At 28.9% G+C, this 22258-nt stretch carries 20 protein-coding genes; 8 read left to right on the top strand and 12 right to left on the bottom strand.

Annotation, left to right across the window (positions count from 1 at the left end; all coding sequences use genetic code 11):
* From GFJ94_RS12405 to GFJ94_RS12415, 3 genes are all read left to right on the top strand, one after another.
* Positions 1-621: an L-threonylcarbamoyladenylate synthase gene (locus GFJ94_RS12405; RefSeq protein ID WP_153201842.1), complete on the top strand. Its 621-nt coding sequence runs from the start codon at positions 1-3 to the stop codon at positions 619-621.
* 453 nt (positions 622-1074) lie between these two features.
* Positions 1075-2094, top strand: a complete 1020-nt coding sequence (locus GFJ94_RS12410) for a sensor histidine kinase (protein WP_162523867.1) — start codon at positions 1075-1077, stop codon at positions 2092-2094.
* The gene (locus tag GFJ94_RS12415; RefSeq protein ID WP_153201844.1) at positions 2091-2819 is read left to right on the top strand and encodes a LytTR family DNA-binding domain-containing protein; all 729 of its coding nucleotides are present in this window, start codon (positions 2091-2093) and stop codon (positions 2817-2819) included. Before GFJ94_RS12410 ends, GFJ94_RS12415 begins: the two co-directional genes overlap by 4 nt.
* 205 nt (positions 2820-3024) lie before the next feature.
* On the opposite strand, the gene GFJ94_RS12420 is transcribed toward GFJ94_RS12415, so the two are convergent.
* The 10 genes from GFJ94_RS12420 to GFJ94_RS12465 all read right to left on the bottom strand — a co-directional run bounded on the left by GFJ94_RS12420 (position 3025) and on the right by GFJ94_RS12465 (position 12148).
* A complete protein-coding gene (locus GFJ94_RS12420) occupies positions 3025-4512 on the bottom strand; it encodes a carboxypeptidase regulatory-like domain-containing protein (RefSeq protein ID WP_153201845.1) in 1488 nt (495 codons plus the stop codon).
* A gap of 2 nt (positions 4513-4514) precedes the next feature.
* Positions 4515-5945, bottom strand: coding sequence for a CsgG/HfaB family protein (locus GFJ94_RS12425; RefSeq protein ID WP_153201846.1), 1431 nt, complete (start codon positions 5943-5945; stop codon positions 4515-4517).
* Positions 5946-6023: 78 nt separating this feature from the next.
* Positions 6024-6461: a curli production assembly/transport component CsgF gene (locus GFJ94_RS12430; protein WP_153201847.1), complete on the bottom strand. Its 438-nt coding sequence runs from the start codon at positions 6459-6461 to the stop codon at positions 6024-6026.
* A 10-nt stretch (positions 6462-6471) separates the two neighbouring features.
* Positions 6472-7197, bottom strand: coding sequence for a CsgE family curli-type amyloid fiber assembly protein (locus GFJ94_RS12435; RefSeq protein WP_153201848.1), 726 nt, complete (start codon positions 7195-7197; stop codon positions 6472-6474).
* Positions 7194-7676 carry a hypothetical protein gene (locus GFJ94_RS12440; RefSeq protein WP_153201849.1) on the bottom strand — a complete coding sequence of 161 codons (483 nt, stop codon included), beginning with the start codon at positions 7674-7676 and terminating at the stop codon, positions 7194-7196. Before GFJ94_RS12440 ends, GFJ94_RS12435 begins: the two co-directional genes overlap by 4 nt.
* A 126-nt stretch (positions 7677-7802) precedes the next feature.
* Positions 7803-8621 carry a hypothetical protein gene (locus GFJ94_RS12445; RefSeq protein WP_153201850.1) on the bottom strand — a complete coding sequence of 273 codons (819 nt, stop codon included), beginning with the start codon at positions 8619-8621 and terminating at the stop codon, positions 7803-7805.
* Between the two features lie 310 nt (positions 8622-8931).
* Positions 8932-9768, bottom strand: a complete 837-nt coding sequence (locus GFJ94_RS12450) for an OmpA family protein (RefSeq protein ID WP_153201851.1) — start codon at positions 9766-9768, stop codon at positions 8932-8934.
* A 69-nt stretch (positions 9769-9837) separates the two neighbouring features.
* Entirely contained in the window at positions 9838-10833 is a 996-nt protein-coding gene (locus tag GFJ94_RS12455) for a glycosyltransferase family 2 protein (protein WP_153201852.1), read from the bottom strand.
* A gap of 4 nt (positions 10834-10837) precedes the next feature.
* Positions 10838-11227, bottom strand: coding sequence for a hypothetical protein (locus tag GFJ94_RS12460; protein ID WP_153201853.1), 390 nt, complete (start codon positions 11225-11227; stop codon positions 10838-10840).
* Between the two features lie 471 nt (positions 11228-11698).
* Positions 11699-12148: a type I restriction enzyme HsdR N-terminal domain-containing protein gene (locus GFJ94_RS12465; RefSeq protein ID WP_153201854.1), complete on the bottom strand. Its 450-nt coding sequence runs from the start codon at positions 12146-12148 to the stop codon at positions 11699-11701.
* A gap of 62 nt (positions 12149-12210) precedes the next feature.
* Here GFJ94_RS12465 and holA point away from each other — a divergent pair, with 62 nt between their 5' ends.
* From holA to GFJ94_RS12485, 5 genes are all read left to right on the top strand, one after another.
* On the top strand, positions 12211-13215 hold the full coding sequence (gene holA, locus GFJ94_RS12470) for a DNA polymerase III subunit delta (RefSeq protein ID WP_153201855.1): 1005 nt from the start codon (positions 12211-12213) through the stop codon (positions 13213-13215).
* A gap of 61 nt (positions 13216-13276) precedes the next feature.
* A complete protein-coding gene (locus GFJ94_RS12475; protein WP_153201856.1) occupies positions 13277-15466 on the top strand; it encodes a response regulator in 2190 nt (729 codons plus the stop codon).
* 85 nt (positions 15467-15551) lie between these two features.
* Positions 15552-15728 (top strand): CAL67264 family membrane protein, encoded by a 177-nt coding sequence (locus tag GFJ94_RS12635; RefSeq protein WP_203228661.1) that lies wholly within the window; start codon positions 15552-15554, stop codon positions 15726-15728.
* A gap of 63 nt (positions 15729-15791) precedes the next feature.
* Positions 15792-17483: an energy-dependent translational throttle protein EttA gene (ettA, locus tag GFJ94_RS12480; protein WP_153201857.1), complete on the top strand. Its 1692-nt coding sequence runs from the start codon at positions 15792-15794 to the stop codon at positions 17481-17483.
* Between the two features lie 84 nt (positions 17484-17567).
* Positions 17568-19766 (top strand): ATP-binding protein, encoded by a 2199-nt coding sequence (locus GFJ94_RS12485; protein ID WP_153201858.1) that lies wholly within the window; start codon positions 17568-17570, stop codon positions 19764-19766.
* Between the two features lie 13 nt (positions 19767-19779).
* On the opposite strand, the gene GFJ94_RS12490 is transcribed toward GFJ94_RS12485, so the two are convergent.
* Entirely contained in the window at positions 19780-21033 is a 1254-nt protein-coding gene (locus GFJ94_RS12490) for a DEAD/DEAH box helicase (RefSeq protein WP_153201859.1), read from the bottom strand.
* A 75-nt stretch (positions 21034-21108) separates the two neighbouring features.
* Positions 21109-22140, bottom strand: coding sequence for a formimidoylglutamase (locus GFJ94_RS12495; protein WP_153201878.1), 1032 nt, complete (start codon positions 22138-22140; stop codon positions 21109-21111).
* Positions 22141-22258 lie beyond the last annotated feature (118 nt).

The raw sequence follows: 22258 nt of genomic DNA on the forward strand, positions 1-22258 counted from the left end.
ATGACCGAATTCATAAAAATATACGAAGATAAACCTAGCGAAGCGGCTATTAAAAAAGTAGTTGCCGTTTTGAAAGAAGGCGGTTTAGTAATTTATCCAACTGATACTGTTTATGGTTTAGGTTGTGATATTACCAATTCGCGTGCGTTAGAAAAATTGGCTAAAATCAAAGGAATTAAGTTGGAAAAAGCGAATTTCTCCTTCGTTTGTTCGAGTTTGAGTAATCTTTCTGATTATGTGAAACAAATTGACACATCGACTTTTAAAATCTTAAAGCGTGCTTTACCTGGACCTTACACGTTTATTTTACCAGGAAATAACGATTTACCAAAAGAATTCAGAAAAAAGAAAACAGTCGGAATTCGTGTTCCAGCTAATAATATTGCGTTGCAAATTGTAGAAATGCTTGGAAATCCTATCGTTTCCACATCGATTCATGATGAAGATGAAGTAATTGAATATTCAACAGACCCAGAATTAATTTTCGAAAAATGGAATAATAAAGTCGATTTAGTTATTGATGGCGGTTACGGAGACAATGTAGCTTCAACCATTATAGATTTAACAGGTCATGAACCTGAGGTAATTCGTGAAGGAAAAGGAAGTTTAGATGTTTTGTAAATTCATTCACTATTAAATTTAGCTCATTCACTATTATTTTTTTAGAATTTTGATGCGTAATTGAGACTTTTGAAATGAATTTAAAATCTATCTAAAATGTCATTATTTAAAAAGTTTCTAATCTTAACAACTCTTCCCTTCGTTATAATTTTAGGTGTTTTTGTTTTTTCAAAAAACACAACAAACGAATTTAAAGATGTCTTTGTAACGATTTTTTCACTTGGCTTTTTTGTTATTATAGCCTTTAATTCAGTTTATGTTTCTAATTTTTTAAAGACACTAAACATCAATAATTTTCTAAAATTTATTTTAGTATGTTTAACTACTTTTATTAGTATTGCTTTTTTTTCATTTGTTTTAAACATTATTTTACGAGATTCAAATGTTAGATTGACCGTTGTTTTTTCTCAGGCAATTCTTGGGATTTGTATTTTTCTTTTAGAATATTTGGTTTTGTATGTTTTAGAAAAAAAAGATAATTCAATTCTAAAATTTGAAGATAGAAAGCATCATTATTTTTGGCTTATTCTATCTGTGATTTTTATAGAATTTACATTGTATTTATCAATGATATACAGAGATATTAATGATTTGTTTCAATTTATATCGTTAAACAAGCTCATAATAATCTATATGATTATTGTCCCTATTTTCTCTTTTCTATTCATTCGATTGTTTAATTATTTAAAATTTGGCGGTTTATTAAATGTGATATCGAGTTCAATACTTACTTTTTTTTCTACATTTTTTATTACTGTTTTATTTGTTATTGGTGAATTCAAATTTTATAATAATCGTTTAGGGATTTATCTCATTTTTTATTTAATTTCTTTGTTCTCTTCGCTATCAATTTATGCTTTTTTATACTATAGAAATCAAATCAATGAAAAGAAACTATTAAAACTTCAAAATATTCAAAAAGATGCACAATATCTGGAACTAAAAAACCAAATTAATCCTCATTTCCTATTTAATAATTTGAATACTTTAATTTCGTTTATAGAAGTTAATCCAACGAAAGCCATTGATTTTGGTCATAATTTAGCAAACGTTTACAGACATTATTTAAAAAAGCATGATGAGGATTTTATTTTACTTAAAGATGAATTGTTATTTATCAAAGAATATTTAGAAATTTATAAAGCAAAATTTGAAAACGGATTTAATTTTTCAATTTCTGAAGAATTTATAAATAATCAATACGTGTTATCATCATCAATTCAAGAGTTGATAGATAATATTTTTAAACATAATAATTTAGATGAAGATCAGCCAATTGAGATTAAAATTTATGCGGATAATGATTATTTGGTAATTTATAATTCGATTGATTCAAATAATTTAGCAGATTCAATGAATACTGGTTTGGATAATATTAATAAAAGATATCAGATTTTGACCAATTCATCAATAGTTATTACAAAAGATAAGAATAGTTTTAGTGTTCAATTGCCAATATTAAATTTAGAATGACAGCTATAATTATAGAAGATGAAATCCCCGCAGGAATCCGTTTAGAGCGACTTTTGATTCAATATGAATTTCAAGTTTTGGTTGTTTTGAATTCTGTAAAAAAAGCAACAGCTTGGTTTAAAGACAACAAACATCCAGATATAGTTTTTATGGATATTAAACTACGCGATGGAAATTGTTTTGAAATTTTAGATAAAGTTAAAATTGAATCAAAAATTGTTTTTACTACAGCTTTTGATGAATATGCACTTAATGCCTTTAATTATAATTCAATTGATTATCTGTTAAAACCAATTGACGAAAGCAAACTGAATAGATTATTAGAAAAAATTGAAACTTTAAAATCAGGTTTTCACAATGAAATTAATTGGTCAAACTTTAAAGAATCAACTTTTATTAATTCTTATTTAGTCGCTTTTGGAACTCATTTGAAAAAAATCGAAGTTAAAGAAATTCTATATTTTTTTAGTGAAAACAATTCTACGTTTATTTTTACAACAGAAAATAGACAGTTTTTACTTCATAAATCATTAGAAAAAATAGAACAAGAGGTTGATAATAATCATTTTTTTAGAATTAATAGAAAATTTATTATCAATAAAAAATACATTCATACTGTCAAAAATAATTCAAGAATTGAGTTATCATTAAAGAATGCCGAGTTGTTTTACTATGAAGTAAGTATTTCAAAATCTAGGGCGTTTATTCAATGGTTTTCAGTGTAATAAATATGTTTTATAGTTAATAATTTGGTTTTATCACTATAATATCTTAAATTAGCATTATTATTCTCAATTTTAACCAATTATAGATAAGACATTCACAGTTTTAGGATAAATATATTAAAACTATGTGTTTCTTAATTTAATATTTAATTGGTTATTAATAAAAAAATTAAGGATACATTAAGCAGGTCTTTGACCTGCTTTTTTATTTCCAGTCGGGCATGATGGCATTATCAAATAATTGTACTCTTGAACCTGTTATTCCAATGGAGTATTTAAAAATATTTCTAGCAGATATTCCATCATTTGAAGTACTCACAAAAAGAAATTCAGCTTCGTTTGGAGAATATCGAACTTCTAAATCGTTGAAACCTGCTGGTTTTTGAACATTTACTTCTGTTGCAGTATCAGTTAAAAAATCATATTGAAATATTCTTGAATCTAATTGTCGGTAATCAAAACTTTCAAAACCAGTAATATCTCTTGTAAAAACTAATTTATTATTAGTAACCGATAAATGTAAACCGCTAATCGCACCCATGGTTCCAGAGATTACATTTTCTACGATTATTCCGTTTGAATCAATTACGTAGATTTCTATTTCATAACCATTCAAATTATTTACTTTAAGCGCAATAATTGAACTATCAACACTCCAATCACATTCAGAAATGAATTTTCCGTTGGGCGTTTGAAAGATCAATTCTAATCCACTTCCATCGGCATTGATTTTGTACAGTTTATCAAAATTGGAATAGATTAATTGACTTCCGTTGCTTATCCAACTGAAATTGTAATAGTCCAAATTAAATCCCGCAGCTGGAATTCCGGCAGTGACTTTAAAAACATCAGAACCATCAGGATTCATGGTATAAATATGAGCTTGTCCGCCTGTGGTTCTCAAAAAAGCAATTTTATTTGCAGGAATATTTTTTCGTGGTCTGAAACTATTGGTTGCATCAGACGTAATTTGTAGCTCATTTCCAGCATCGTCAGCAGTGAAAATTACATTGTTGTCAGCAATTTTTCGAGTAAAAAGATAACGGGCATTTGGAAATTCTAATGTTCTAAATGATTGTGTCAAGCTATTTACTTCTGGGTTTATTCCATCTGAAACAGAAATTTGCCAAAAATATTTGGTACTATAATTAAGACCTGTTAAAGTATATGATGTCGTTGTAATATCTTCATAGATTGTGATTTCGTTTGTAATATCATTTCTAAGTGTAATTTTATAAGTTAGTTCGTCATCTTCTGCGTCTGTTGATTGCCAAGTTAAATTAACGCTTAAGCTTAAATCTTCGGCATTATCCAAAGGTGTTAAAAGTTCTGGTACAGTTGGTGATTGGTTGATTTCTTCAATAGGTTCTAATTCAAAAACCAAATCTGTTTCTAATTCTTTTAGTACAGTTCCCGCTTCAAATTTGGCAATAAAACCATCTTTTCGGGCTTCAAAAGCATAATCTCCTGTTGGCACGTTTTCTATTGTAAAATATCCATCTTCATCAGTAAAAACAGCACTTGTATTAGGATTTGATGAAACACGAGCGTTTTCAATTGGCTCAAATGTAACGGCTTCTACTACACGACCAGTTACTGTTCCAAAGCCTGTATCGTCAATAGTTTCTTCGGAACAAGAATATGAAAACGCAAGAATTAGTATAAAAAAACTGAATTTATATATTTTGTACATGATTATTTTGTTGTGTTTGAAGTTGCTTCAATGGATAGATCTTTTACATGTTTTTTAATGGCTTTTTCATCATATTTTTTTCGAGGAAAATAATAGTTTACGCTGATGAAAAACCGCCAATAATTGTCATCTCTAATTCCTGATGTGATGTTGTCAATTTTATCAGATTGTGTTAAATTGATTTCGCCAAGCATACGGATTCCTAAATTATCGGTTGCTAAATATTCTACACCTAACCCTGATTGTATTTTATAATAAGGTGATTCATAGCTAGATGTTGCTCCTAAACCAATTCCGATGAAGAAAAAAGGTGTTAATCTATCATAAGGTAGAAAAAGTACTTCAGTATTCAAATCAAAAGAAGTGTGTGCATCTTCAAATTTGTTTTTGTTTTTCATCCAAAATAGATTCACAGAAGTATTAATACTAAACGTGGGCAAAATGAAATAGCGCATTCCAGCACGCAAGGCAGGTTTTAAAACTGCACTTGGATAATCGCCTTGAATTAATGATCCACCAACGTCTAAGTTAACTCCAAATTTTGCTCTGCGTTCTTTGAAATAACGTTTGTATAGTAGTGTTGATTCTGATTCTTCTTTTTCTTTGTTGTATTCGTTTATAACTTCGGTTAATGTTGAAATTGGCGCATTGGCAACCCAAATATTATCTTGAATTCCTTCTACAATTAAACCTTCAACCGCTTTTTCAATTGCTTCTGTAACGGCCAACTGTAAAGGTTCATTTTTTGTAAAACCCGTTTCAACTTCCAATAATCTTTTAAATTTTACATAGCGAAATAAACTTGCGTCTAACGATTGCGACAAAATGGTTTTTGAAACATAAATTGTTTTTAGAATTTTTCCATTTTGGGTAGAAACCAATCGAAGATAAACTGTTACTCGATCTTGTCTATAACTTGTAGAACTTCCGGCACCAAAATAGCGTGCACCAAAACCACCAGTTATGATATTAGAATCATAAGAAACAATTCCGCCTTCTAATAAAACTCCAGCATAGAGTAGTGGAGTTAGTTGTTGATCTTTTGAATTGGTATCTTTTAAATATTCTTGACGTGTTGATCTAATGATGTTTCTTTCTTGCAAAAGATTGGCTAAATTTTCTCGTTCAATTGGAATAAACCATTTTGAGTCTTCAAGTGCTTTTATTAAAATAGATGTTGAACCTTGTGTTACTGCTGTACTAAAATTACTTCCATTATCTGAAGGTTTGTATTGCCCCGTTTGGTCTCTAAATTTATACACACCTACAACAATTTGTTCTTTTGGTGGTGGTAATGATTTTAACGATAGAGTAGCAGGAGTTCCTTCTCCATAAGAAGCTTTTTGAACGGTGACTGGCTGATTAAAATAGGCTCCACAACTGCTTAATAGAATAAATAAACTGCAACCAACTATTTTTGTGCTTGTTTTCATGTGTTTTATTTTTTAGTAAAAAGAACACGTGTAAGCTAAATTTTAATAAACTTTAGGGCAGTTTATGTTTTAAGTAATTTAATTTCTGGGAATAATAACTTGAGTCTCTTCACCTGTGAGAATGTCTAAAATATTGACGACTAAGCCTAAGTTTGACTCGTATAATTCAACTGATAAACTTCCAAAAGTATATACACCATTTTGAGTCCCTGAGCCTGTGCCATCTCCTGATCCTGATGTATTGGAACCAAATTGATTGTCGAAAAGTTCTCTTGATAAATAACTTAATAATTGTGAATTTAAGTTGTCTCTAAAACGTTCTAAATCTGATTGTTGTTCAAAACCATCTTCACCATCTGGGTCTTTTAATAAATTTTGTGACTCGGCTGAACTTAACATCCATTGATAATTGAATGTATCGCCACCAAATGCTGGGTTTTTTGGTTTATAAACTAAGTTTTGTGCGAATGAAAAACTGATAAAAAAACAAGCGAATAGTGTTATGTACGTTTTCATTTTTATTGTTTTAGTATTGTTCGATTCTGTTTTTTAGTTTTTCTAAATCTTTGAAGTATTTCTTTGTAATTTGTATGGCTTCTTCGGCTTTTTGAGAAAGAAATTCTTCATTTGGATTTGCAATAAATTCTGAAATTAACTTGTTGTCTATTGTTATTTTAAGAATTGTTGTTCGTCCGATGTTAAGTTGCTCTTCAATTTGTACAATTTGATTTCCTTTTATGGCTTCAGAATTGTATTTTGAAAAATATATATCGTAAAAATCTTTTCCTACTTTAGTTTTGGTATCGTCTGAAACAATACCGGTAATTTCAAGTTCGGCTTCATTTTTATTTAAAACTTCACTTTTTTTTTCTTCTACAATAATTCGGTCTTTTCCCACCATAACATCATTATCGTCATAAATTAAGAGTAGAATTATAATTTCATCTTTTGTGCTTTGATTGATTTTTGTTGTTGAAAGTATTTTTTTCTCATTAGGATTTAACGTAAACTCACCATTTTGAGAATTGTTTGACGTGTTTGTTGTTTGTTTATTTTTTTTAATGACAGATAAAGTGTATGATAAATTTTTCATGCCGTCATCAAGATTTTCAGCTGTTCCTGTAGCTGAAACCATTTCTTCAAAATAACTCAATTCTATTTTAGCTTTTACTTCTGTATTCAAAATTTGAGCATTAATAATTGTACTAAAAAGTAACGAGAAAATTAGAATATGTAGCTGATTTCGTTTCATCTGTTAATTACGATTACTGATGCGTTATTTCCGTTGATTTGAATTTTTAAACTTTCTGATATTTTGTTACTTCCAAAACTTGTAATTCGATTATTATCACCATTTTGAATGTATTGATTTTCAATTATATTATAATTTCCTATCGACATTTCATGGATTGTATTTCCATTTCCATTTTGAAGAATAAATTCATTTACTTCTGCTTCAACTCTGTTAATATCTGTCGAATTAAAATGTCCGTTTTGATATACTTGAATGAATGATTGATTGGCAATAATTGTATTTTGATTGTAATTTTGATTTCCTATTTGTGTAATTATAGCACTATTAGTTTGGTTTTGAGAAATTGATGCTTTTAGTTTATAATCAATAAGATTTTGATTTAGAATCGTTATTTCAGTTTGTGTGTTTTCTTGTGAAATAACTGTAAAGCCAATTAACAAATATATAATGGCGATTATTTTTTTTAGATTTTTCATATGTTAAAACTTCATTTATCATAGGTAACATATGGTATCGCTGTTATCACAAACTTTTATTTTTAGCGATTTCATATAATAAAAATGAGACAAGCAAGAAAAACTTACTTGTCTCATTAATAAAAATTAGTTAGATTGATTTACTAAAGAAAGGTTACCAATTCCAGTTTGGTTAACAAAACTCATGTGTAATTGACCAGTTTGATTTGTCCAAGCAGTATTTAACGAACCATCTTGTTGGATGTAAGAGAAGTTTCCTTCACCATCTTGAGTAGTAATTGCTAAATTGCTTTGGCCATCTTGATCATGAATTGCCATGTTATCTTCACCTAATTGTAATTGATAAGAAGCATTTCCTTCACCAAATTGAAGTGCTAATCCCATATTACCATCACCAACTTGAATTTGTGATGAGTAATTGTCTTCTCCAAATTGAATTGCAGTTGCGCTATTATCATTTCCAAATTGGGTTTGATCAGCAGTATTATCTTCTCCAATTTGTAAAACGGAAGCAGTATTGTCTAATCCAACTTGTAAAACGTTAGCTTCGTTAGTAATTCCTAATTGGTTTACTGTAGAACTATTTCTTCTGCCATATTGATCAATGTCAGAATCATTTCCTAAGCCCACTTGAGTCACATCGGCTTCATTTCTTCTACCGTCTTGATTTACGTTAGAATAATTTGCGATACCTAATTGATCCACTTTGGCATCATTTCGTCTACCCAATTGGTCAATTTCAGAACCATTGAAAGCACCAATCTGATCAACTTCTGCTTCGTTGAAGCGTCCATCTTGGTCAACATCTGAACCATTTAACAATCCGAATTGGTCTACATCAGACATGTTTCCTAAACCTGTTTGGTTTACTAAACTTAAATTGGCTTGTGCAAACATTGCAACTCCAAACAACATCACGGAGATGTTTAAAACAACTTTTTTCATAATTTATATATTTAATTGGTTATTAAATTCAATATAAAATGCAACCAAAAAAAGTACGGGAAGTTGTTTTGATTAATGGAATTTATCCATTTAGGTAGGGGGCAAAATGTGAATTATTTTTGCCAAAATTATATATAATATTTAATTATAAAAACTTTTTAAAGTTAATTTTTTAATTTTTTAGCAACTTTTCTACGAATTGTTCAAAATCATAGATAAAGTGATGTTGTATTGTAAATATCAGAATATGAAAAAATGAAATAAAAAACGCCTCAAGTGATTGAGGCGTTTTTTATATTTTAAAGGTAAATTATTTCCCTTCTAAGTTTTTCATTTCCTTTTCTAACATATCGTAGAATTGGTCAATTTTTGGCATAATGATAATGCGAGTTCTTCTGTTTTTAGCTCTGTTAGTAGGAGAATCGTTTTCCACTAAAGGAATGTAAGAACTTCTTCCCGCTGGAATTAATTGTTTTGGACTAACTCCTAATTCATTGTGTAAAACTCTTACGATTGAAGTTGCTCTTTTTACCGATAAGTCCCAGTTGTCTAACAAAACGGCATTTTTAATCGGCACATTATCAGTATGACCTTCAACCATACATTCGAAGTCTGGTTTACTGTTGATTACTTTAGCCACTTTAGCTAAAACACCTTTTGCTTTGTCGCTTACTTCATAACTTCCTGATTTGAATAATAAATTATCAGCAATTGAAATCATGACAACTCCTTTTTCAACATTGATATTGATGTCTGGATCATCGATTCCAACTTCGCGTTTTAAACTCGTAACTAAAGCCAATGTAACACTGTCTTTTTTAGTTAAAGCATCTTGTAAACGTGTTATTTTTAAATCTTTCTCTTTTAAACTTTCTAATGATTTTTCAAGATTTTCAGCCCCTTTTGTAGTTAAAGTGGTTAAATTACCCATGTTATTGATTAAGTCTGTATTGTTTTTCTTAAGAAAATCAACTTGACTCGCTAACGCTTCTCTTTCTGTTAAACAAGTGTTTAATTTAACCGTTGCGGTGTTTAATAAATCTTGAATCTCTTTGTTTTTAGCCTCTAATTCCGTGTATTTCTTTTTTGAAACACATGAACTTAATGAAATAGCAGCTACTGTGGCGAATAACATTACTCTTCTCATACGATAATTATTTTTTACAAAATTAAATGGAAATTGTTAAAAAATAGCTTTTTTAAACCTAAACTATTGTTAAAAAAGGTTCGCAAAGACCTTGCCATTCTTGATAAAGTAACGATAAACGATACTGTTTGTTTTGTAGTAATTTGATTTTTGAATAACACCTCGTTTTTTATAAAATTGATTTACAAGATGATAAAATACAAAATGTGCTTCAATAATTGCCCAACAATGTTTGAATTTTCCTTTCAAAATAAATTGAATTCCTGCTAATCCATCTAAACACAAGCGCATAAAAATAATCGGAAACAACTTATTTTTCGGTAAATTTTTAGTCAACATCAACAACGAATTTCTGAAATTCAAAAACGTTTTTCTCGGATTTCCTTCGTTTAGTGTAGCTCCACCAACGTGATACACTATTGATTTTGAAGTGTATTTTATTTTGTAACCCAAATTAAAAGCTCTCCAACACAAATCAATTTCTTCTTGATGTGCAAAGAAATCATCATCAAAACCGTTTATTTTGCGATACACTTCTTTTCGAATAAAAAAACAAGCTCCAGTTGCCCAAAAAATTTCGATTTCATCATTGTATTGATTTTTGTCTTCTTCAACAGTATCGAAAATTCGTCCACGACAAAATGGATAACCAAATTTATCAATAAAGCCACCAGCTCCACCAGCGTATTCAAAATGGGTTTTCTTTTTGAAGTCTAAAAGTTTCGGCTGAATAATTGCTGTTTCAGGTTGCGTTTCAAATATATTTAAAATAGGAGCAAGCCAATTTTCAGTAACTTCAATATCAGAATTTACTAAAGCGTAATATTCTTCTTCCACAAACTTCAATGCTTCGTTATATCCTTTTGCAAATCCAAAGTTCCCAGTATTTTGAATAATTTTTACTGTAGGAAATTGGTTTTGAATCACTTCAATAGAAGAATCAGTTGAAGCATTATCGGCTACATAAATCGTTGCTTCATCAGAAAATGAAAATACAGAAGGCAAAAACTGTTCTAACAATTTGGCTCCGTTCCAATTTAATATAACTACTGCTATTTTTTTCAAGTGATTATGGATTAAGTAATTGTTGAATTTTTATTTTTTTATTATTTCGTTCAAAAGAAAAGGAGTTTGAAAGTTCATCTGCCCAATCTAATACTTCTATTGCTTTTTTTAAATAGGCTTTTGATGAATTCATTTCGGCTAACAAATCAGCTAATTTTTCAAGATGTTGTTCGTTAAATTTAAAATTTGAAAGATATTTTTTCATTTCATCATTTGAGAGTGAAATAAATAAAGGAAAATCAAAATCTAATTCATTCTTAAATTCATTGGTAACTAAATCAGCAGCTTCAATTGAATTTCCTGCCGAATTACCCTTCAAAAAAATGGCTAATAATCGTTGTAGAAAAAAACCTAACTTTTCAATTTCGGCTTGTATTAAATCGCGTTTTTCCATGGTTTAAAATAATCTTATAAATTGTGAAATACAATCCAAAGCTAAAATGCTTAGAAACAAATAGTTTTTGTTGAATTTTAATTGAGTTTTTATTGAAGTGTAAAGGTATAAAATTATTGGAATGACCATTGAAACACTTATGTAATTACTAAAAGGCCAATGCATAATAGAAAACAATAATCCTAAGCTTGAAAATAAGCCTAAAAAAATAAAATTTGCTTTTTCAATTTTAGAAAGATTATTCATGGTAAAACCTTTTATTATAATCCAAATCGAAGCAAGTATAAAGCTAATTATTCCTAAAGAAATAAAAATAGTAGAATCAAACCAAGTTATTAGAATAGAAAAACACAATAACAAAGAAATTTCTTTTTTGAAGTTATTCTTTAAATTGTAGGTTTTAATTAGGACAAATATTGCCAATAATGACATTAAAATTTTGGGTGGCATCTATTATCTATTTTCTTTGTTCTATAATCTATCAAAATCTGGAAGTTCTTTCAAAAAAACATATTTTTCATTCTCAAAATCCATTTGACAAAAATAATGATTTAGTCCATTGGTAACCATTAAATATTTTGCTTTCAACACTAAATTATAACGCGCAATTTGGTCAAACGTTTGTTGGGAAATGGGAACTTCAGGCGCTTTGCATTCGATTAATAAAAATATTTCGCCATTAGGTTGAAAAACAACTCCATCATATCGTTTGCTTAAATCGTTAATCTTGATTAATTTCTCAACATTGATGTAGGATTTTGGATACTTTTTATCTTGCAACAAAAACTGAACTACGTGTTGACGCACCCATTCTTCTGGAGTAAGAAGAATAAATTTTTTTCTAATTTCATCAAAAATAGACACTTTATTTTCACTATTTTTGAACCGAAAGGAATAGGTTGGAAAATTCAATTTTTGCATAGTTCAAAATTAGTTAAATATTACAAACTGCCAACTATTTACTGACCACTGAATACTAAGTTATGGATGAAGTAATTCAAATTACAAAAGATATAAAAGCAGGAAACATCAAACCCATTTACTTTTTTATGGGCGAAGAGCCTTATTATATTGATAAATTGACCGATTTTATTGAGCAAAATGTGTTACAAGAACACGAGCGTGATTTTAATCAATCTATTTTATATGGTCGTGATGTTACAATAGAAGATGTAATTGGTAGTGCCAAACGTTTCCCAATGATGGCTGACCGGCAAGTGGTGGTGGTTAGAGAAGCTCAAGAATTATCACGCCATATTGATAAATTAGAAGCTTATGCTGAAAATCCGCAACTTACAACGGTTTTAGTTTTTGCATACAAATACAAGACGTTAGATAAACGTAAAAGAGTCACCAAACTTTTAGATAAAATAGGAGTAGTTTTTGAAAGTAAAAAGTTGTACGAAAATCAAGTTGGCGATTGGATTAAACGCGTTTTATCAGGACAAGGTTATAGCATTGAACCTAAAGCAGCAGCTATTTTAGTAGAATTCTTAGGAACCGATTTATCAAAAATCAGTAATGAATTGGATAAACTAAAAATCATCTTACCTAAAGGACATACGTTTACGCCAAATGACATTGAAGAAAACATTGGTTTTAGTAAAGATTACAACAACTTTGAATTGCGAAAAGCCATTGGCGAAAAAGACCAATTGAAAGCTTATAAAATCATAGATCATTTTTCACAAAATCCAAAAGATAATCCTTTAGTAGTAACCACAGGATTAGTTTTTGGTTTCTTTTCTCAGTTGTTGCAATATCACGGATTAAAAGACAAATCGCAGTTTAATGCGGCTAAAGTTTTAAAGGTCAGCCCTTATTTTGTAAAAGATTACGAAGTGGCTTTCAGAAATTATCCCATGAAAAAAGTAAGTGCAATAGTTGCTGCTTTGAGAGATATTGATGTTAAAAGTAAAGGAGTGGGAGCTTCATCCATGTCTCAACATGATTTATTAAAGGAATTATTGATTAAAATTTTTAATTAAAGTATTTAAATACAAGATATTAATTTTTTTTGTTTAACTTTAGGATTACAAAATAACTTAAATGGTATTTTTAAACTTAAATAGCTCTATAAAAAAAAGAACTTTTTTGATTGTGTGTTTTTTTAGCATACAAGTTAATCTTGCAAAGCCTCTTTTTATAAAATTTTATAATAATAGTAATTATGAAAGTAAAATAGAGGAATGTAGTTTTCTTTTAAGTCAAAAAGATATTAAAGATTACAAATTAGGTCTGCAAAAAACTCAAGATTTTGAGAATGAACTTATTTTAAAAAAAGATTTTTTAAACTTACCTGTATTATATATAAATATAGCATTAATTTATTATAATAATAAAGATATGTCTTTAACAAATGCATATCTCAATAAAGGAATTAAGATTTTAAAAAAGCATCCAAATGATAAAATATTGGGTTTTTATTATGAATTATATTACGCTTCCTTAGCCTCAGTAGGAAACTATGAATTATCTGAAAATTACTTAATTAAAACAAAATATTACTTAGAAAAATATGTGCCAATTGAATTAAGGGTTGATTTATATTACAATTTAACTACTAATAATGAACGAAAACAAAACTGGGCAGAAGTTGTAAAATATGGTAAACTTCACGATTCTATAAATTTGAATATTTTAAAAATTCAAACTTCTCCAAATTTATATTTAATGTTGGGCAAAGCATATTTGAACACAAATAAAATTGAAGAAACAAAAAAAATAATTTCAAAAGTTGAAAATTTAGATGAATTTAAAACTTATAGTAATAGAGTTTTACATCGTTATTATGAGTTAAAGGCTAACTTAGCATTTAAAGAAAAAAACAATGTCGATGCTATTAAATACTATCAATTAGCATTAAAATTTCGCGATCTTAATAGTAAAGAAACTTTAAAAAAATTCAACAATTTTGCAGTATTAGAGAATAAAATTTTAAAAACAAATTATGATTTAGAGAATGAAAGAATAAATAATCAACTTAAGAATTCTCAAATTAAACTTCAAAAATCTTTATTAATTTACTTGTTAGTTTCGTTAGGTTTTCTAATTTTAATAATTGTACTTCAATTTAGGTATACAAAAGCAAAATCAAAAATTAACGAAGTCCTAAATGAAAAAAATGAACTTTTAAAAGATGCACTTGATGTTCGAAATAAATTTTTAGATATTATTGCTCACGAGTTGCGAACTCCTTTAAATGCAATTTCAAGTATTGTTTATCTATTCAAAGATAAAAATGTAGATAAACAAAATATTGAAATTTTAGAATATTCAACTGATTATTTGAAATCATTATCTAATAATATTATTGAGTATAATGTTTTGAATAATAATAAAGATGTTAAACTTAAACTTACTTCAAATAGCCTTGAAGAAATTATAAAAAACTGTGTAGTTTTATTTGAAAAGGTCAACATAAATGAAAATTTATTTCAAATTGAATTTGACAATTCGATTTCAAAATGTCATTTAATAGATAAATCGAGATTAATTCAAGTGTTAAATAACTTAATTGATAATGCTAATAAATTCACTTATAAAGGGTTAATTAAGATTTCAGCAACATGCTTAAATATAAATGAAAATTTTCAAACCATTCGTATTGGAGTTGAGGATGAGGGAATAGGTGTTGAAGATTTTATAAAAGATAAAATTTTTGATATGTTTTTTCAAGGTTCTGAAGAAATATCATTAAAATATGGTGGAAGTGGTATTGGTTTAGCATTAGTAAAAAGCACACTAAAAATGTTTGAGAGTAAATTGAATTTGAAATCAAAAGAAAAAGGAGCACATTTTTATTTTGATTTAAAATTAAAAATTGATCCTTCTACTGTAAATCAAAACACTATTTCAAATGAAGTTTTAGGATGTAATTTTCATAATGTTTTAGTTGTAGAGGATAACAAGATTAATCAAATTTTGGTTAAGAAAATATTAATGTCAAAAGGTTATTCAATAACAATAGCCGAAAATGGTTTAGAAGCATTAGAAATTATCAAAGACAATGAATTTTGTTTAATTTTAATGGATATAATGATGCCGATAATGGATGGTTTTAAGGCTTCTGATGAAATTAGTAAAATAAAACCACATATTCCAATAGTAGCTTTAACAGCAGTTTCTGAAGAATTAAACAAAGAAAAATTTTTAAAAGTTAAAATTCGAAAAGTATTGAATAAGCCTATAAATATTGACGAATTAACGCAAACCGTTAATCAATATTGTTTGAAATAAAGATTTTTTAAACTTATATTTTTTATAGAAAAATCAAATTTTAATTTACGATATTTGTGCATTAATCATTAATGCCAAAATTATCATGAATAAAAATACAATTTTAGCCTGGGCAACTTTCATTATGATTCTTATGGGATTATTACTAATTGGACTAGGAATCTATCGCTATGCCGATGTTGCTGGTTGGGGATTTGCAGCTGTTGGAGTTGGTTTCTTTGCAATTGCTTGGGTTTTCAACGCTTTAAAAGGAAGAGTTTAAAAAAGTAAAAAGTACAAAGTAAAAGGTACAATTAAAAATAATCATAAATCAATCATAAATCTTATGTCAGACGATAAGAAAGTCATTTTCTCAATGCAAAAATTGAGTAAAACATATCCTGGAGCAGATAAACAAGTACTAAAAAATATATATTTAAGTTTCTTTTACGGAGCAAAAATTGGTATTTTGGGATTAAATGGTTCTGGAAAATCTTCATTGTTAAAAATTATTGCTGGAGTTGATAAAAATTACCAAGGAGATGTAGTTTTTCAACCTGGTTATACAGTTGGATATTTAGAGCAAGAACCACTTTTAGATGAAACTAAAACAGTAATTGATATCGTTCGTGAAGGTGCTGCAGAAACGTTTGCTTTATTAGAAGAATTCAATAAAATTAATGACGATTTCGGTTTACCTGAAGTATATGAGAATCCAGAAAGAATAGAAAAACTTATGGATCGTCAGGCTGAGTTGCAAGATAGAATTGACGCTTCAGGAGCCTGGGAAATTGATAATAAATTGGAAATTGCAATGGACGCGCTTCGTACGCCAGATCCAGAAACACCAATTTCTGTTTTATCGGGTGGAGAAAAACGTCGTGTAGCTTTATGTCGTTTACTTTTACAACAACCAGATGTATTATTATTAGATGAGCCAACGAATCACTTGGATGCCGAATCGGTACTTTGGTTAGAACAACATTTAGCACAGTATTCAGGAACTGTAATCGCAGTAACGCACGATAGATATTTCTTGGATAATGTGGCAGGTTGGATTTTAGAGTTAGATAGAGGAGAAGGTATTCCATGGAAAGGAAATTATTCTTCTTGGTTAGAACAAAAATCAAACCGTATGGCACAAGAAGAAAAAGTAGCGTCAAAACGTAGAAAAAATTTAGAGCGTGAGTTAGATTGGGTACGTCAAGGAGCAAAAGGGCGTCAAACAAAACAAAAAGCACGTTTACAGAACTACGATAAATTATTAAACGAAGACCAAAAAGAACTTGACGAAAAATTAGAAATTTACATTCCTAATGGACCTCGTTTAGGAACGAATGTAATTGAAGCTAAAAATGTTGCCAAAGCATTTGGAGATAAATTATTATATGACGATTTAAATTTCGTTTTACCACAAGCTGGAATTGTTGGAATTATTGGGCCAAATGGTGCTGGTAAATCGACTATTTTCAAAATGATTATGGGCGAACAACAAGCAGATGCTGGAACGTTTGAAATTGGTGATACTGTAAAAATTGCTTACGTAGATCAATCGCACTCTAATATTGATCCAAACAAAACCCTTTGGGAAAACTTTTGTGATGGTCAAGAATTAATTTTGATGGGTGGTCGCCAAGTAAATTCACGTGCTTACTTATCTCGTTTTAATTTTGGTGGTGGTGAACAAAACAAAAAAGTTTCAACATTATCTGGTGGAGAAAGAAACAGATTGCACTTAGCTATGACGCTGAAAGAAGAAGGAAACGTGTTGCTATTAGATGAACCTACTAATGATTTAGATGTAAACACATTACGTGCTTTAGAAGAGGGTTTAGAAAATTTTGCAGGTTGTGCGGTAATTATTTCGCATGATAGATGGTTTTTAGATAGAGTTTGTACACATATTTTAGCTTTTGAAGGCGATTCTCAAGTGTATAGCTTTGAAGGAAGTTTTACTGAATATGAAGAAAACAAGCGCAAACGATTAGGAAAAGATGTAACGCCAACTCGAATTAAATACAAAAAATTAACTCGATAAATATTTGCTTAAAAAAAATCCTGATTTAGTCAGGATTTTTTTTATTTTAGTATTTCGTAAATTCAATTCATTTAAAGTAGTTACATGATAACTTACAAGCGTTTTTATTTTGTTTTATTATTCTGTATCTGTTCCATTTTTGGGATAGCACAGTCAACTAATTCAACTAATAAAGAAGCTAAAGAATATTTAAAAAAAGCGGGACAAAATTTTTTAAAGTTAGATTCAAAAAAATCTTTAAGTTTTGCACAAAAAGCGCTTGAAATTGCTACTAAAAATGATAATGATTTACTCGCAGCTAAAGCGTATAATTTAATAGGTTTAAATTTTGAAGAATTTACAGATTATAAAAAAGCTATTGAGTATTATAATAGAGGACTTTTTCTAGCTAATAAAGTAGGAAATGATACTGTAATAGGGTGGTTAAATAATAACTTAGGTAATGTATATTGTTATCGAAAAATTGATTTTCGTAAGGGAATTAAGCATTATAAAGAAGGTCTAAAATATTCAATTTTGCATAATGATCAATACGAAATTATGTTTTCCAAATTGAATATTGGAAGTGCCTATTTTGCAGTTGAAGATTATAGTAATGGAATTCCCTATTTTAATCAAGTAAAAGAATACGTAGATAAAGAAGGTGATATTGAAGCTAAAATATCATTAAATTCGAATTTCGGAGCCTACTATAATCACTTGAATAACAATCAAAAAGCTGAAGAATATTATTTAAAATCAGTTTATTTTTGTGAACAAAATGATATCGAATTAATCAAGTCTAATGCAAGTGATGTTTATAATGATATTTCTAATTTTTATTTTAAAATCAAAAACTTTGAAAAGGCGCATTATTATCTCCTGAAGCATGATGAATTACAAGACAAAATATACAATGAAGAGCGTTTAAACGATGTTAAAGTTGGAGGATTACAAATTGAACACGATGAAATCAATAGAAAAATTGAGCAAATTCAAAAAGAAAAAGAAATTCAACAAGAGAAATTACAAGCCAATCGTCTTTTTGTTGTTCTTTTAGGAGTTATCTTTTTTATTCTATTACTTTTATTGTTGTCTCTAATTCGAAATAATAAAATAAAAGCTAAAGCAAATCAGGATTTAAAAATAGCAAATCAAGAGCTTATAATTGCAAAGGAAAAAGCAGAAGAAGCATCGCAACTAAAAACCCAGTTTATTTCCACAATTAGTCACGAATTAAGAACGCCACTTTATGGAGTTGTTGGAATAACAGACATCATTTTAGACGAACACAAAGAACTTACTAATAGTCCACATTTAAAATCGTTAAAATTTTCAGCTAAATATTTGTTGTCATTGGTTAATGATATTCTAAAAGTATATAAAATTGAGGAAAATCAAGTCGTTTTAGAAGATATGGTTTTTAGTCTTTATGACGAACTTAGCATAATTAAAGATTCGTTGCATTTCTTAGCCATTAAAAACAGTAATCAAATTGATATTTTAGTTGACCCAAATATTCCAGAAATTTTAGTGGGAGATAAAATTCGCTTATCTCAAATATTTATTAATTTGATTAGCAATTCATTAAAGTTTACTAGTGAAGGAAATGTTACAATTAATGCAGATTTAGTTGAAAAAATAGGTACCAAGTGTTATTTAAAATTTCAAGTAATTGATAATGGTATTGGAATTGCAAAGCAAGATCAGGAAAAAGTATTTGAAAAATTTGTGCAAGTCTATCGCAAAGAAGACGATTATCAAGGAACTGGTTTAGGACTTACCATCGTTAAAAAAATGGTAGAACTTTTCAACGGAACTATTCATTTAGAAAGTGAGGAAAATATAGGAACAAAAATTACATTTACTATTCCGTTAGAATCAGATGTAACAAAAGTGAAATCGATTATTAATAATTTAAATGTTGATCTTTCTATTAAAAAAGAGTACAAAATTTTAGTAGTAGAGGATAATAAAATAAATCAAGTTGTAACCAAGAAATTGTTAGAAAACAATCATTTTAAATGTGAAATAGTAGATGATGGTTATTCTGCTTTAGAGTTGATAAACAAAATTCACTTTGACGCCATTTTAATGGATATTAATATGCCTTTAATTAATGGATTTGATACATCTAAATTAATACGTCAAAAAGGAATAATAATACCAATTATTGCGGTTACGGCATTTGATAAACAAGATATTGAAGAAAAAATTGTAGACGCACAAATTGATGAAGTTATTGTGAAGCCTTTTGAAAGTCACAAACTTTTTGAAACGATAAAACGATTAGTAGATAAATAAAAAAAACGTTGGATTAGTACCAACGTTTTTTGTTTTTCTTTGAAGCTTCCGATTTTCTTGAATTGGAATTCGGATTCATTTTATTCTTATTTCTTAAATCTGGTTTTGCATCTGGATTTACTTCTTCGTCTTTCCAAGTGTATTGATGGTCTGTTACCACTTTAACTTTCATTCGGATTAACTTCTCAATATCTAACCAATAGGGTTTTTCGTCTTTTCCACAAAATGAAATAGCTAAACCAGAATTTCCAGCACGACCAGTACGGCCAATTCGGTGCACATAGGTTTCAGAAATATTTGGAATATCAAAGTTAATTACAAACGGAAGTTGCTCAATATCAATTCCTCTAGCTGCAATATCAGTGGCAACTAAAATATCAATTTCTTTGTTTTTAAATTGCTCTAATACGCGTTGACGAGCATTTTGCGATTTATCTCCGTGAATAGCTTCTGCTTTTATACTCGCTTTTTTCAATACTTTTACAATATTGTCAGCACCATGTTTGGTTCTGGTAAACACTAAAGCATTACTCAAACTTTCTTGAATAATCAATTGTTTTAACAACAATCGTTTATCATCTTTGTTTACAAAGTACACTTTTTGTGAAACGTTTTCAGCCGTAGATGAAATAGGTGTTACCGAAATGTATTTTGGACGTGTTAAAAAAGTATCGGCTAATTCTCTAATCGCTAATGGCATTGTTGCAGAAAACAACAACGTTTGTCTGTTGGTAGGAGTTAATTTGATGATTTTCTTTACATCATTAATAAATCCCATATCTAACATTTGGTCGGCTTCGTCTAAAACCAAATGATGTAAATGATCTAAATCGATGAATCCTTGTTTGTGTAAATCTAAAAGTCTTCCAGGAGTTGCGATTAAAACATCGACACCCATTTTTAATTCGTTTACCTGTGGGACTTGATTCACTCCTCCAAAAATTACTAATGACTTTACATTGGTATATTTTCCATAGGTTTTAAAGCTTTCGTCAATTTGTATTGCTAATTCTCTAGTTGGAGTAACCACTAAAGTTCTAATGTGTTTTGCTTTTTTAGCCGAACCTACAATTCTGTGAATTAAATTCAGAATTGGAATAGCAAAAGCGCCTGTTTTTCCTGTTCCGGTTTGAGCACAAGCAACTAAATCTTGTCCTAATAAAATTTCAGGAATGGCTTGCTCTTGAATAGGCGTGGGGTTTGTGTAACCTTCTTCTTCTAAAGCTTGTTGTATATTATTGTATAATTTTAAATCGTTAAATGTCATAAATGAATAAATAATTTTCCTGTCGAATAATTTCGATAGGGTACAAAGATAGTGTTATTTTAGGGAAGTTGTTTTTTACCCGATTTTAGCCTTCATGAAATCGGTAATTAATGAAGCGATTAATTTACCAGTTAAATGATTGTTTTTAGAATCGTCAAGCTCAGGAGCACCTTCACAAATATGGAAATAAGAAGCATTTTGATGTTTTCCAAAAAAGTAAGTAAAATGACGTGCTTTATCTACACTAAAACCACTCAAAGTCATAGCGCTAGAAGGAATATTAGGAATCGCATCTAAATCTAATTCAATACCAAAAGGTTCGTTTTTAATAAAATTAAGCGCATTGTCTAATTCGGTTTCGAAGTTTTTTTCACGTTTAACCTCAACTTCTTCATAGGTTACGAATTTTATTCTCGTAGTTAATTCTTTCAAAGTATTGAATACGCTTTTTGAAACGAAGTTTTCGTGTAATCCAAAAACGAAATATTTTTTTAGAAAACCATCTTCATAAGCATAACTGAATCCGTTTCCAGAGTGTCTTCCCTCAAGAATTCGGAAATCGGTATGTGCATCAAAATTTATGGCGTTTACAGGTTTTCCTTTCGCTAATGCTAATCCTTTTATATTTCCATAAGCGTTGTTGTGTCCACCACCAACAATAATTGGTATTTTACCTGCTGTACAAATTTTATGAACTACATGAGATACTTCAATATCTAATTGTTCAACTAATTTGAATAATTCTTTGCGATGTTCTTTGTTGTTAGAATCTAAATTTTGTGCTTTTTCTAGAAGTTCTTCTACATTTAATTTGCCTAAAATTAGTAAATTACTTCCTTTACAGAATTTATTATGTTGAATATTAGCCAAGCTTTGTAATGCGCTTTCATAAGCTGAAGCAGCACCAATTCTTCCTAAATTAGCTTTAACACCAATATCTTCTGGGATTCCAAAAAGTACAAATTTAGCTTCACTATTAGTTATAAAGTCAACAATATCAGCATCTTTTGGTATAGTAATAATTTTTTCTCCAAATTTTATTTCACCACTTCTGTGGTTGGTTATTTTGGCTAATTCGTTTTGGCTTAAAAGTGTTATATTCTCCATAAAATTCATAAATGCAATCAAAAGTACTATTTTTAAATAAATTTCGTTTAAAATTTAGAAAATACTTTAAAAAGTGTATTTTTGAAAAAACTTATAAATAACTGAATCAAACCAAAAA

This window comes from Flavobacterium sp. LMO8 (genome assembly GCF_009495755.1).
GTDB lineage: Bacteria > Bacteroidota > Bacteroidia > Flavobacteriales > Flavobacteriaceae > Flavobacterium.

What these genes read in the sequence shown, in the direction of transcription:
- holA (WP_153201855.1), top strand. Translation starts at nt 12,211, where the DNA reads ATGGATGAAGTAATTCAAATTACAAAAGATATAAAAGCAGGAAACATC.
- GFJ94_RS12635 (WP_203228661.1), top strand. Translation starts at nt 15,552, where the DNA reads ATGAATAAAAATACAATTTTAGCCTGGGCAACTTTCATTATGATTCTT.
- GFJ94_RS12435 (WP_153201848.1), bottom strand. Translation starts at nt 7,197, where the DNA reads ATGAAACGAAATCAGCTACATATTCTAATTTTCTCGTTACTTTTTAGT.
- GFJ94_RS12430 (WP_153201847.1), bottom strand. Translation starts at nt 6,461, where the DNA reads ATGAAAACGTACATAACACTATTCGCTTGTTTTTTTATCAGTTTTTCA.
- GFJ94_RS12415 (WP_153201844.1), top strand. Translation starts at nt 2,091, where the DNA reads ATGACAGCTATAATTATAGAAGATGAAATCCCCGCAGGAATCCGTTTA.
- GFJ94_RS12475 (WP_153201856.1), top strand. Translation starts at nt 13,277, where the DNA reads ATGGTATTTTTAAACTTAAATAGCTCTATAAAAAAAAGAACTTTTTTG.
- GFJ94_RS12460 (WP_153201853.1), bottom strand. Translation starts at nt 11,227, where the DNA reads ATGGAAAAACGCGATTTAATACAAGCCGAAATTGAAAAGTTAGGTTTT.
- GFJ94_RS12485 (WP_153201858.1), top strand. Translation starts at nt 17,568, where the DNA reads ATGATAACTTACAAGCGTTTTTATTTTGTTTTATTATTCTGTATCTGT.
- GFJ94_RS12450 (WP_153201851.1), bottom strand. Translation starts at nt 9,768, where the DNA reads ATGAGAAGAGTAATGTTATTCGCCACAGTAGCTGCTATTTCATTAAGT.
- ettA (WP_153201857.1), top strand. Translation starts at nt 15,792, where the DNA reads ATGTCAGACGATAAGAAAGTCATTTTCTCAATGCAAAAATTGAGTAAA.
- GFJ94_RS12490 (WP_153201859.1), bottom strand. Translation starts at nt 21,033, where the DNA reads ATGACATTTAACGATTTAAAATTATACAATAATATACAACAAGCTTTA.
- GFJ94_RS12440 (WP_153201849.1), bottom strand. Translation starts at nt 7,676, where the DNA reads ATGAAAAATCTAAAAAAAATAATCGCCATTATATATTTGTTAATTGGC.
- GFJ94_RS12405 (WP_153201842.1), top strand. Translation starts at nt 1, where the DNA reads ATGACCGAATTCATAAAAATATACGAAGATAAACCTAGCGAAGCGGCT.
- GFJ94_RS12420 (WP_153201845.1), bottom strand. Translation starts at nt 4,512, where the DNA reads ATGTACAAAATATATAAATTCAGTTTTTTTATACTAATTCTTGCGTTT.
- GFJ94_RS12495 (WP_153201878.1), bottom strand. Translation starts at nt 22,140, where the DNA reads ATGGAGAATATAACACTTTTAAGCCAAAACGAATTAGCCAAAATAACC.
- GFJ94_RS12465 (WP_153201854.1), bottom strand. Translation starts at nt 12,148, where the DNA reads ATGCAAAAATTGAATTTTCCAACCTATTCCTTTCGGTTCAAAAATAGT.
- GFJ94_RS12425 (WP_153201846.1), bottom strand. Translation starts at nt 5,945, where the DNA reads ATGAAAACAAGCACAAAAATAGTTGGTTGCAGTTTATTTATTCTATTA.
- GFJ94_RS12445 (WP_153201850.1), bottom strand. Translation starts at nt 8,621, where the DNA reads ATGAAAAAAGTTGTTTTAAACATCTCCGTGATGTTGTTTGGAGTTGCA.